Below are 11297 nucleotides of genomic sequence, written 5' to 3'. Positions count from 1 at the left end.
CACAAACTCTAACCGCTAGGTTTGCTGTCAGATTAAATTCTTCCCGAATCGTTTTATAGACTTCCGCCTGGATCCGATTCTTGTTTTTAATCTTGGGATTAACAACCTCGTTGGCATAGTTGCAGGCCGACCCGAAAGCCACCAGGGTCTTATCAAGCTTTTGAGCTTGCTCTGGTGTTGGGTTGAGCTTACAAACTATGGTTAGGACTTGGTTCATGAGACTATTATAGCTCACCTAGGTGAAAGCCGTCGTGAACGACGGGGCTTCAGACCCATTCTTTTGGTGAATCTGACGTGAATGCTCCGCCGTAGGATGGGCGGTGATTTAGCTCAACCTCTTTTAATCCCCCTCAGACCACACAATGCGCAAGGCTAAAATCGCAAAACCAATGGCTGCGATCGCCTTAATTAATTTAGCACTCAGGAAATGAGCTAAACCGCCCCCTAACAAAACCCCAATCAAACTCGCCAACAATAAAGCTGCCACAGTGCCGAAAAACACTGCCCGAGGGGATCGGGAACTCCCACTTAGGGCGATCGCCGCTAATTGACTTTTATCGCCAATTTCCGCTAAAAACACGGTAATAAAACTTAAACTTAAGAGTTGCCAGTCCATGAGTCTTACTTAGAATAGCCGATTGATTCATAATTCATTATGACATGGGGAATCCTGAATCGTTAGTCAACCAGCGCGGGGCCTTCTCCGCGAAATAGCTAGAATTCGCTAACTTGTACAACAGGGAATGCTTTAATCAAAAAGATGGAATATAGACGCTTTGGACGCACTGAATTAAAAATGCCCGTTTTCTCTTGTGGGGGAATGCGCTATCAATACCAATGGCAAGATTTACCGTGGGGGAAAATTCCCCAAGAAAGTCAACAAAACCTAGAGGCCACCATTCACCGCGCTTTAGAATTAGGGATTAACCACATTGAAACCGCCCGAGGGTACGGCACATCAGAAATGCAGTTAGGGCGCATTTTACCCCAATTCCCTCGCGACGAACTGATTGTACAAACGAAGGTAGTCCCTAAACCCGATGCCCAAGAATTTCGCCGCACCTTTGAGCAATCCTTAGCCTTTCTTGAGTTAGATTATGTGGATTTATTGGGGATTCATGGCATTAATACCCCGGAAACTGTAGAAAATACGTTTAAACCCAATGGCTGTTTAGCGGAAGCGCGAAAATTACAAGCTCAGGGGAAAGTTCGTTATATTGGGTTTTCCACTCATGGGCCGACGAATATTATTTTACAGACCATTAATAGCGGAGAGTTTGATTATGTGAACCTCCATTGGTATTACATTTTCCAAAACAATTGGCCAGCCATTGAAGCGGCCACTCGTCAGGATATGGGGGTGTTTATTATTAGTCCTTCGGATAAAGGAGGAAGATTGTATGAACCTCCAGAGAAATTAGTGGAATTATGTGATCCTTTAAGTCCCATGGTCTTTAATGACTTATTTTGTTTATCCCATCCCCAAGTTCACACGCTTTCTGTGGGGGCTACGCGACCGTCTGACTTTGATGAACACCTTAAAACGTTGGATCACTTAGAACGGTCTAAGGAGGTCTTAAAGCCTATTTTAGACCGCTTAGAAGCAAGGGCGATTGAGGTGTTAGGGGCGGATTGGTATTATTCTTGGCAAAAGGGTTTGCCTCAGTGGGAAGAAACGCCGGGGGAAATTAATATTCCAGCCATTCTCTGGTTACGAAATTTAGCCTTAGCCTATGATTTGGTGGACTATGGAAAAATGCGCTATAACTTGTTAGGAAATGGGAGTCATTGGTTTCCGGGCAATAAGGCGGATCAGGTTTTGGATTATGATTTAAAAGCCTGTTTAAGCAGAAGTCCCTATCAGGATAAAATTCCTGTTTTGTTGGCCGAAACGGATCGGTTATTGGGAGGGCAAGCGGTTAAACGTTTATCTCAATCTTAGAGTGGGGAATTGATAGTTGATAATTAGGGCTTGCTGTGCCACTTCGTGGAGCTTTGCTAACGCGAAGCGTGCCGTTAGGCATATAACTCTACTCGTGGGGCTAGGGAATCGGGAATAGGGAATAGGGGATAATTATCAATTGTCAATTGTCAATTATCAATTCCCCGCTCCCCTGCTCCCCTGCTCCCCTGCTCCCGATTGGGCGCTAAAGCGCAACTACGAACCTGACGCTTCACCCAACCTACGGGACTGCTTAGGGATTGCCGTTTAGTGTTCTAACATCAGTGACTTCGCCACGAATAGCCGCCGCGATGACCATGGCAGGACTCATCAATAAGGTGCGTCCTTGGGGGGAACCTTGACGACCTTTAAAGTTGCGGTTGGAGGAAGATGCACTGATTTGATCTCCTTCTAACTTGTCGGGATTCATGGCTAAACACATGGAACAACCGGGTTCTCGCCACTCAAACCCTGCTTCGACAAAGATTTTGTCTAACCCTTCCGCTTCCGCTTGTTGTTTCACGCGCTCGGAACCGGGGACAACAAAGGCTTTGACGGTGGAGGCGACTTTATGACCTTGGGCAAATTTGGCAGCTTCCCGTAGGTCACTAATCCGTCCATTGGTGCAACTGCCGACAAAACAGACATCAATTTTTGTCCCCGCAATGGGTTGTCCGGGTTGGAATTTCATGTATTGATAGGCTTCTTGGGCGATCGCACGTTCACTATCCGGGAGTTCTTCTGGTGTCGGGATGGTTTCATTGACCCCTAAACCTTGACCCGGTGTAATCCCCCATGTCACCGTTGGTTGAATCTCGGCCGCGTCAAAAATTACCACATCATCATATTCCGCATCGGGGTCACTGCGAATGCTATCCCACCAGGCCACGGCTTTTTCCCAGTCCGCCCCTTTGGGGGCAAAATCTCGACCGTGTAAGTAATCATAGGTCACTTGATCGGGGTTCACATACCCACAACGGGCCCCTCCTTCGATGGCCATATTACACACCGTCATCCGTTCTTCCATGGACATCTTCTCAAAGGTTGTGCCAGCGTACTCGTAGGCATAGCCTACGCCGCCTTTAACGCCCAATTTGCGGATAATATGTAAAATCACATCCTTGGCATAGACTCCCGGTTTCAGGTCGCCGTTAACCTCAATCCGGCGCACTTTTAATTTAGAGAGGGCGAGGGTTTGGGAAGCCAGAACGTCCCGCACTTGACTGGTTCCAATGCCAAAGGCGATCGCACCAAAGGCCCCATGAGTGGAGGTGTGGGAGTCCCCGCAAGCTACCGTCATCCCCGGTTGAGTGAGGCCTTGTTCTGGGGCGATAATATGCACAATGCCCTGATTCCCGGAGCCAATATTGTAGAAGCGGATATTATGGGCCTGACAGTTTTTTTCTAACTCCTGCATCATCTCCTCGGCCAAAGTATCGGCAAAGGGACGCGCTTGATTGCCCGTGGGGACGATGTGATCCACCGTTGCCACCGTTCGTTCTGGATATAAAACTGGGAGTCCGCGATCGCGCAGCATGGCAAATGCTTGGGGACTGGTGACTTCATGGATTAGATGCAGCCCAATAAATAACTGAGTCTGACCAGAAGGTAAGATGCCAACCGTGTGGAGATCCCAAACTTTATCAAACAATGTGCCTTTGCTCATAATTCGCGCAACTCACAGATCAATTGTCCAACTCCTGATTATATCGCGTTTCTCTGACCTCTTCCCCCCACTTAGGCATAGATTAAACACCCCAAAAGCTTTACACTGAATTTGCAGTCTTGCGTAGTTTCAATATTCATAGTCATTAAGCTGTGCGAAAAATCCTCATTGCTGGTAATTGGAAAATGTTCAAAACTCGGGCAGAAGCCAAGGAGTTTTTACAAACCTTCTTGCCCGAACTCGAAGAAACGGCCGAAGATCGGGGGGTGATCCTTTGCCCCACCTTTACGGCACTGGGTACGATGTCGAAAAATTTACATGGCAGTCGAGTACGGTTAGGGGCGCAAAATGTTCACTGGGAACTGTCCGGCGCTTACACCGGGGAAGTCTCGGGGCCAATGTTGGCGGAGTTGGGGGTGAGTTATGTGATCATTGGTCACAGTGAGCGCCGTCAATATTTCGGGGAAACCGATGAGACGGTTAATTTGCGCCTTAAAGCGGCTCAGGAATACGGTTTAACTCCCATTCTCTGTGTAGGAGAAACCAAGGCTCAACGGGATGCTGGAGAAACGGAGGCGATTATTTCGGCTCAGTTGACCCAGGATTTAGTGGATGTGGATCAGAGTAATCTGGTGATTGCCTATGAGCCGATTTGGGCCATTGGCACCGGGGATACTTGTGATGCTCAAGAAGCCAATCGGGTGATTGGGGTGATTCGTTCTCAACTGACGAATCCTGATGTGTCGATTCAATATGGTGGCTCTGTGAAGCCGGATAATATTGATGAAATTATGGCACAGTCAGAGATTGACGGGGCTTTAGTGGGGGGTGCTAGCTTGGAGCCGGCTAGTTTCGCCCGCATTGTTAACTATCAATAGTCAATGACTGGACAAAATTATCAATTATCAATTATCAATTGTTAATTCTCAATTATTAATTTCCCCTCACGGAATAGAACCATGATGGAACCCTTAACGCTACGAGATCAGACTTGGCACTGGGGCAAGCGGACTTATGTGATGGGCATTTTAAACATCACACCGGACAGTTTTAGTGATGGTGGGGAATTTTATGCGGCGGAAAGTGCGATCGCCCAAGCCCAGAAAATGGCCCAGTTTGGGGCGGATATCATCGACGTGGGGGGACAATCCACCCGTCCGGGAGCGGCACAAATTTCCCTCGATGAAGAGTTAGAGCGTGTGATTCCTGTGATTGAAGTCCTGCGGGAAGAGATTCCCCTCCCCCTTTCTGTCGATACTACGAGGGCGGAAGTAGCCAGGGCGGCCGTTGAAGCGGGGGCGGACATGATTAATGATATTTCTGGGGGGACCTTTGAGCCGGAAATGTTTCCCGTTGTGGCTGAGTTGGGGGTGCCTTATGTGTTGATGCACATTCGGGGAACGCCGGAAACTATGCAGCAGCAGACGGATTATCAGGATGTGGTGCAGGAAGTGTATCGGTTTTTTGGGGAACGAATGGCTGAGGCAGAAAGGGCCGGGATAGCGCGATCGCATATTATCCTAGATCCCGGTATTGGTTTTGCCAAAACCTACGAACAAAATATTGAGATTCTGCGACGTTTAGAAGAGTTTCGCCCCTTAAATGCACCTTTACTCTTAGGACTGTCTCGTAAAAGTTTTATTGGTCATATTTTAGATCGCCGCGACCCCAAAGCCAGAGTCTGGGGAACCGCCGCCGCTTGCAGTTGTGCGATCGCCCACGGTGCCGACATCCTCAGAGTTCACGATGTCCCCGAAATAGTCGATGTCGCCCGCGTCACCGATGCCATCTACCGTTTTCAGTGACGGACTCTACCTTTAACCCCTTAACGAGCCTTTTTGGCACGACTCAAATAGGTTGGCTATAGAAGGTCAAGACGTACAGTGAATTTGTGTTGGACTTAAACGGATGAAAAGTTATTGGTTAGAACAACAAGGTTTAGATTGGAATTTCAAATCTGAAACTGAATTAGAGAACTTTATTTTTGATAATCTAACGAATTTGTTCAATTTGACCCCCATTAAAAGACAATATTATCTTAAAGGCTTATATTGTGATATTCTCGCTCATACAACCGATCAGCAATTAGTTATCCTTGAACTGAAGATCGTGCAGGATAGATATATCGTTCAGCAGCTAACCCGGTATTTTCATTATTTAAAAAACCACAATGACTTAGGTGATCTTGTCGATTTTGCTAAACCCGTAAAATTAATTGGCATCCTGCCTAGTATCCACCCAGACAACTTGATTGATATACAATATCATCAGTTAGATTTTGAGCTTTATGAATACTCGATACAAACGCAAAATTATAACTACTTTTACTTTGAATGCTCTAATATTGCAAATAAAATAAAACTTCCTGTACTAGAAATTGTCAGACATGATATAAAAATAAATACAGATTTACCGCCAATTCCTTCAAAACTAAAAACTATTCTAGGCAAGTCCAGTCAATTACAATACCAAGGTATTTTGAAAACGAGAGAGCAAATTTTAAGTTTTGACAACAAAATAAAAGAAGAAGTTGAAAGTAACCATATCATTTACAGGTTTAATAAAAAAATACCCGTCGCAGAAATTGGTTATGGTAACAATCTTCGTTTAGAAAAAGTACCTATTTTATTTCTCTGGTTGCCATTCACTAAAAACCTTAGTTACAGTACGATTGTTGATCGAATGATGATCAGTACAGACTGGTGCAGGGTTTCTGATCTGTTTTACAACGTAAAAGGTAATGGAAATACTATGAGGGCTAAAATAAAGCGGTTTGATTTGATTTTTACAGGAGTACCTAAACTTAAAGAATATCTTCCAAGTCCGATTATTCCAATCAATATTTATTTTGATTATCTTAGAACAATTTATGAAAAATTAGAAAATGCTGACACCAAAGATGTTGCAGAGAAATTTGAAAAACTAAAAATTAGCTCTAATATCAAAAATTTTAATAAAACAAAATACCAGCTAAGTGAAGTCGTTAATTTTGGATTAAACGAAAGAAAGAAGTTTAAAACTTAAATAACATCAGTATTGTATTATTTATAGCGCTGCGCGCTAGTGTAATTACAGGTTAGAATTAGGTGAGTTGACAAAAATCTCAGGAAACAGCTTATGGCGATCGCGTACAGTGAAGACTGCGGCTTTTCAGTACTGTAACTACAAAAGCGCGCAGCGCTATAGCTACTTTGTTTCTTCTATTGGCGGCGCTCCCTTGGAAGTGCTTAAACAGTACATCCAAAACCAAGAAAAGCCGCCCTAGAAGAGCGGGGTTTTAAACCCATTTTTCTGATAACTCTACTCGTGGGGCTAGGGAATTGATAATTGATAATTATTCCCGACTCCCCCGCTCCCCTGCTCCCCGAGTTATTCAACAAGCCCTAGTTATTTGCCCTATCCTTTTCTTCTCCCTCACTTGTCTCATCTTCTGGGGACTCAGTGGCCATATCTGGCTCCGGGGTAAGAGTGGCAGGCGTTTCCTCCTGCTCACTAACTATTTCTGGGGACTCAGTGGCTGTATCTGGCTCCGGGGTAAGAGTGGCAGGCGTTTCCTCCTGCTCACTAACTATTTCTGGGGACTCAGTGGCTGTATCTGGCTCCGGGGTAGGAGTGGTAGGCGTTTCCTCCTGCTCACTAACTATTTCTGGGGACTCAGTGGCTGTATCTGGCTCCGGGGTAGGAGTGGTAGGTGTTTCCTCCTGCTCACTGACCATTTCTGGGGACTCAGTGGCTGTATCCGACTCCGGGGTAAGAGTGGCAGGCGTTTCCTCCTGCTCACTAACTATTTCTGGGGACTCAGTGGCCGTATCCGACTCCGGGGTAGGAGTGGCAGGCGTTTCCTCCTGCTCACTGACCATTTCTGGGGACTCAGTGGCCGGGGCGGGGTCGCTGGCGGCGGCTGAATCTTCAAGGGTGGCGACCATTTCCGTTGTCTCAGAGGCTTCTGGCTCGTCCCTAGACCCTGCTTGTGGCGATTTTTTGAAGATATTAGTCAACGGACTCAATAAGCCCTGAATAGAGAAGCCTTTCACTTTCTCTTCTAATTCCGGGGAGACTTCCGTTTGTTGGGCGCTGGGGGTTTTTTGTCGTCGCAGGACTAAAGTTTGTCCGCCTAACCAGACTAGCAGGGCGACGCTAGCGGTCTGACCCAGTAGGACTCCCCCCGTAATGCGACCAGCACAGAGCCATAACACTAGAGCGTAAAACAATCCGACACCACTCCAGATAAAATCATTTTTGCGGTGGACTTCTGGGAAAAAGAAGGCAGCCATATAGAAGATGAAACTACCTAGTCCTACAATTGCCGCTAGGATATTGGCCAGCATTGGGATGAATCCTCCTTACAGATTGCCGGGTCGTGGACACAAGCCCTCACACTAGCCATTGAAACATTTTTTGGGAACGGGGTAAATGCTATGATAGCCCTGTACTTGGACGAAAAGAGAAAACAGCTATGGGTGAAGCAAAACGTCGCAAAGAAGCCCTTGGGGATAAGTATGGGCAAGAGGACACTATTTTGCCTTGGCTACCCATTACTAAAACCCAAGCCGACCAATTTGTGAAAATTACGACTAAAGGGGCTTGGATTGGCATTGGGCTGCTTGTCGCCGTTTGGTTAACGGTGCGTGTGATTGGCCCTGGTTTTGGCTGGTGGGAATTGAATTAGCTTGATATATGGGGAAAAGCGAGAGCATGAGTTGTGAGATCATCCTCATGGTGAGGGTGTTCTCCGAAAAGAGTGTTAAAAATTCCCGAAGGTTGACCGGGTTGCGTACACAATAACAACCAACAGATCATTCAGATAGGAGCGAAGAAATTCCGTGCAGACGAATATCTCACCCACATCCACACAAGAGACGGTTCAGATTAAAGTTGAGGATGACCGCACTGGTATGAGTAAAGAAACGCTCAAACGAGCGTTTGCGGATAACTTGTTCTATCTTCAAGGAAAATATCAGGCCTGGGCTACTCCCTACGATTATTATATGGCTTTGGCCTATACGGTGCGCGATCGCCTCCTCCATCGTTTCATTAAAACCATGAGTACCTACTTTGAACAAAACGTCAAAGTAGTTTGTTACTTGTCCGCCGAATTCCTCATGGGTCGTCACCTCGCCAATAATTTGGTCAATTTGGGGATTTATGAAGATATTCAGGAAGTCGTAGCCTCGGCCGGCCTAAATTTAGATGATTTACTCGAACAAGAACATGACCCGGGCTTAGGCAATGGCGGTTTAGGACGCTTGGCCGCTTGTTTCCTAGACTCTCTGGCCACTTTGGAAGTCCCGGCCATTGGCTACGGCATCCGCTATGAATTCGGCATTTTTCACCAAGAAATCCGCGACGGATGGCAGGCAGAAATTCCCGACAAATGGTTACGCTTTGGCAATCCTTGGGAAATTCCCCACTTAGAGGCCTCAGTACAAGTGAAATTCGGCGGTCACACGGAAACCTACCGGGATGACAAGGGCCGTAAACGAGTGACCTGGGTCGCAGAACGCACCGTTACCGCTATTCCCTACGACACCCCAGTTCCCGGTTATAATACCAACACGGTGAACCCCTTGCGTCTCTGGCGCGCTGAAGCGGGGGAAGAACAAGATTTTAATTTTGATGCCTTCAATGCGGGGGATTATGATGGCGCGGTAGCCAGTAAAATGTCCTCGGAAACCATTTCTAAGGTTTTATATCCCAACGATAACACCCCCCAAGGTCGTCAATTACGGTTAGAGCAGCAGTATTTCTTTGTTTCAGCTTCTCTACAAGATATGATTCGCAACCATTTGCGGATTCATCCCAGTTTAGAAAATTTCCATGAGCATTTTGCGGTTCAATTAAACGATACCCACCCCGCCGTTAGTATTGCGGAGTTGATGCGTTTATTGGTAGATGAACATGGCATGGACTGGGATAAAGCTTGGTATATTACCCAGAAGACTTTTGCTTATACCAACCATACTTTATTACCGGAAGCTCTGGAAAAATGGGCGGTGGATTTATTTGGCAGTTTACTGCCGCGCCATTTGGAAATTATTTATGAGATCAATTTCCGCTTTTTGGAAGATATAAAAACCTGGTTTCCCAAACAGCCTGAGTTATTGGGTCATTTATCTATCATTGCGGAATACCCAGAAAAGTCGGTGCGCATGGCCCATTTAGCCTGTATTGGTAGTCATGCCATTAATGGGGTGGCGGCGTTACATACCCAACTGTTACAAAGTGACACCCTAAAAGATTTTGCGGCCTTGTGGCCTGAGAAGTTTATTAATAAAACCAATGGGGTAACACCTCGGCGTTGGATTTTATTATGTAATCGCCGCTTGGCTAATCTGATTACGGAAAAAATTGGAGGGGATTGGCTCAAGGATCTCTCTCAAATGCGCAAGCTGGAAGCGTACTTAAATGATCAGGAGTTCCGTCGTCGTTGGCGGGAAATTAAGTACGCCAATAAGCAGGATTTAGCGGCTTATATTTGGAAACATAATGATATTGAGGTTGACCCTAACTCAATGTTTGATGTGCAGGTGAAACGGATGCACGAATATAAGCGGCAGTTGTTGGATGTGCTGCATATTGTGGCTTTGTATAACCGCATTAAGAAGAATCCTAATGTGAGTATTACTCCCCGCACGTTTATTTTTGGGGGTAAGGCGGCACCGGGTTATTTTATGGCCAAGTTGGTGATTAAGTTAATCAATTCGGTGGCGGAAATTGTGAATAAGGATCCTGATGTACGGGGTCGTTTAAAGGTGGTCTTTTTGGCGAACTTTAATGTTTCTTTGGGTGAGAAAATTTACCCGGCGGCGGATTTGTCGGAACAGATTTCCACGGCGGGGAAAGAGGCCTCGGGGACAGGAAACATGAAGTTTGCTATGAATGGCGCGATTACGATTGGGACGCTGGATGGTGCGAATATCGAAATCCGTGAGGAAGCCGGGGAGGAGAATTTCTTCCTGTTTGGCTTGACGGCGGAGGAAGTGGCCGCTATGAAGGCGAAGTCTTACAATCCTATGTATTATTACCTGACGAATCCTGATTTGAAGGCGGTGTTAGATCGTATTTCGTCGGGATATTTCTCCCACGGGAATCAGGAGATGTTTAAGCCGTTGATTGATTCGTTACTGTATGACGATCAGTATATGTTGCTGGCGGATTTTCAGGCCTATGTGGATTGTCAGCATGAGGTGGGTAAAGCGTATGCGGATCAAGAACGCTGGACTACGATGTCTATTCTCAATTCAACGCGCATGGGCAAGTTTTCGAGCGATCGCACTATTCGCGAATATGTGACGGAAATTTGGAAGGCTAAACCTGTGAAGATTGAGTTAGAGGAGTACAGTCAGGAAAAGGCTGGCCTTCGGGTTCCTTCTTAAGGACTGGAGTTTAGATCCAGCTAGAAACCGGGTTGTGTTCATCCTCTCAGGAGTGCCTCTAATCTCTGTGAGAAACCCGGTTTCTGACCAAAAATAATGGGTTTCAAGCCCCGCCCTTCCAGGGCGGCATTAGGAGTGCTACAATGATACCAAGCAAGCCAGTGTCAAACAATGTTTGTTCTCGAGTACAAGGTCAAACCCAAACCTTATCAAGTCGAAGCCATCGACGAAGCCATTCGGACAACTCAGTTCGTCCGCAATAAAGTCTTGCGTTACTGGATGGACAATCGGGGTGTGGGTAAGACTGAGCTAT

At 46.2% G+C, this 11297-nt stretch carries 9 protein-coding genes and 3 pseudogenes; 8 read left to right on the top strand and 4 right to left on the bottom strand.

The features are described 5' to 3' along the window. Both K4A83_RS19945 and K4A83_RS19940 read right to left on the bottom strand, forming a co-directional pair. Window positions 1-217, bottom strand: a pseudogene (locus K4A83_RS19945) (RNA-guided endonuclease InsQ/TnpB family protein); the annotation flags it as partial. 123 nt (window positions 218-340) lie between these two features. Further along, on the bottom strand, window positions 341-616 hold the full coding sequence (locus K4A83_RS19940; protein WP_265266442.1) for a TMEM165/GDT1 family protein: 276 nt from the start codon (window positions 614-616) through the stop codon (window positions 341-343). A gap of 144 nt (window positions 617-760) precedes the next feature. Between K4A83_RS19940 and K4A83_RS19935 the strand changes: the two genes are divergently transcribed. Further along, window positions 761-1942, top strand: a complete 1182-nt coding sequence (locus K4A83_RS19935; RefSeq protein WP_407810217.1) for an aldo/keto reductase — start codon at window positions 761-763, stop codon at window positions 1940-1942. 253 nt (window positions 1943-2195) lie between these two features. Here the strand turns inward: K4A83_RS19935 and leuC are convergent, their stop codons facing one another. After that, window positions 2196-3608, bottom strand: a complete 1413-nt coding sequence (leuC, locus tag K4A83_RS19930; protein WP_265266440.1) for a 3-isopropylmalate dehydratase large subunit — start codon at window positions 3606-3608, stop codon at window positions 2196-2198. Window positions 3609-3760: 152 nt separating this feature from the next. On the opposite strand from leuC, the gene tpiA reads away from it, so the two are divergent. The 4 genes and pseudogenes from tpiA to K4A83_RS23610 all read left to right on the top strand — a co-directional run. Then, the gene (gene tpiA / locus K4A83_RS19925; protein ID WP_265266439.1) at window positions 3761-4486 is read left to right on the top strand and encodes a triose-phosphate isomerase; all 726 of its coding nucleotides are present in this window, start codon (window positions 3761-3763) and stop codon (window positions 4484-4486) included. 81 nt (window positions 4487-4567) lie between these two features. Further along, the gene (gene folP / locus K4A83_RS19920; RefSeq protein ID WP_265266438.1) at window positions 4568-5413 is read left to right on the top strand and encodes a dihydropteroate synthase; all 846 of its coding nucleotides are present in this window, start codon (window positions 4568-4570) and stop codon (window positions 5411-5413) included. Between the two features lie 103 nt (window positions 5414-5516). Further along, window positions 5517-6632, top strand: a complete 1116-nt coding sequence (locus tag K4A83_RS19915) for an endonuclease NucS domain-containing protein (RefSeq protein WP_265266437.1) — start codon at window positions 5517-5519, stop codon at window positions 6630-6632. A gap of 160 nt (window positions 6633-6792) precedes the next feature. Next, a pseudogene (locus K4A83_RS23610) lies at window positions 6793-6873 on the top strand (IS200/IS605 family transposase); the annotation flags it as partial. Between the two features lie 118 nt (window positions 6874-6991). On the opposite strand, the gene K4A83_RS19910 reads toward K4A83_RS23610, so the two are convergent. Then, window positions 6992-7936: a Ycf66 family protein gene (locus tag K4A83_RS19910; protein WP_265266436.1), complete on the bottom strand. Its 945-nt coding sequence runs from the start codon at window positions 7934-7936 to the stop codon at window positions 6992-6994. Between the two features lie 128 nt (window positions 7937-8064). Between K4A83_RS19910 and K4A83_RS19905 the strand changes: the two genes are divergently transcribed. The 3 genes and pseudogenes from K4A83_RS19905 to K4A83_RS23605 form a co-directional block, all read left to right on the top strand. Then, window positions 8065-8277 carry a DUF2839 domain-containing protein gene (locus tag K4A83_RS19905; RefSeq protein WP_265266435.1) on the top strand — a complete coding sequence of 71 codons (213 nt, stop codon included), beginning with the start codon at window positions 8065-8067 and terminating at the stop codon, window positions 8275-8277. Between the two features lie 226 nt (window positions 8278-8503). Next, window positions 8504-10984, top strand: a complete 2481-nt coding sequence (locus tag K4A83_RS19900; RefSeq protein WP_407810219.1) for a glycogen/starch/alpha-glucan phosphorylase — start codon at window positions 8504-8506, stop codon at window positions 10982-10984. 171 nt (window positions 10985-11155) lie between these two features. Continuing rightward, window positions 11156-11297 (top strand): annotated as a pseudogene (locus K4A83_RS23605) (RNA-guided endonuclease TnpB family protein); the annotation flags it as partial.

The organism is Spirulina subsalsa FACHB-351, assembly GCF_026130165.1.
In the GTDB taxonomy this organism is placed as follows: Bacteria; Cyanobacteriota; Cyanobacteriia; order Cyanobacteriales; family Spirulinaceae; genus Spirulina_A; species Spirulina_A subsalsa_A.
This window is presented reverse-complemented; position numbering and strand designations above follow the sequence as displayed.

What these genes read in the sequence shown, in the direction of transcription:
- K4A83_RS19940 (WP_265266442.1), bottom strand. Translation starts at nt 616, where the DNA reads ATGGACTGGCAACTCTTAAGTTTAAGTTTTATTACCGTGTTTTTAGCG.
- K4A83_RS19935 (WP_407810217.1), top strand. Translation starts at nt 761, where the DNA reads ATGGAATATAGACGCTTTGGACGCACTGAATTAAAAATGCCCGTTTTC.
- leuC (WP_265266440.1), bottom strand. Translation starts at nt 3,608, where the DNA reads ATGAGCAAAGGCACATTGTTTGATAAAGTTTGGGATCTCCACACGGTT.
- folP (WP_265266438.1), top strand. Translation starts at nt 4,568, where the DNA reads ATGATGGAACCCTTAACGCTACGAGATCAGACTTGGCACTGGGGCAAG.
- K4A83_RS19915 (WP_265266437.1), top strand. Translation starts at nt 5,517, where the DNA reads ATGAAAAGTTATTGGTTAGAACAACAAGGTTTAGATTGGAATTTCAAA.
- K4A83_RS19910 (WP_265266436.1), bottom strand. Translation starts at nt 7,936, where the DNA reads ATGCTGGCCAATATCCTAGCGGCAATTGTAGGACTAGGTAGTTTCATC.
- K4A83_RS19905 (WP_265266435.1), top strand. Translation starts at nt 8,065, where the DNA reads ATGGGTGAAGCAAAACGTCGCAAAGAAGCCCTTGGGGATAAGTATGGG.
- K4A83_RS19900 (WP_407810219.1), top strand. Translation starts at nt 8,504, where the DNA reads ATGAGTAAAGAAACGCTCAAACGAGCGTTTGCGGATAACTTGTTCTAT.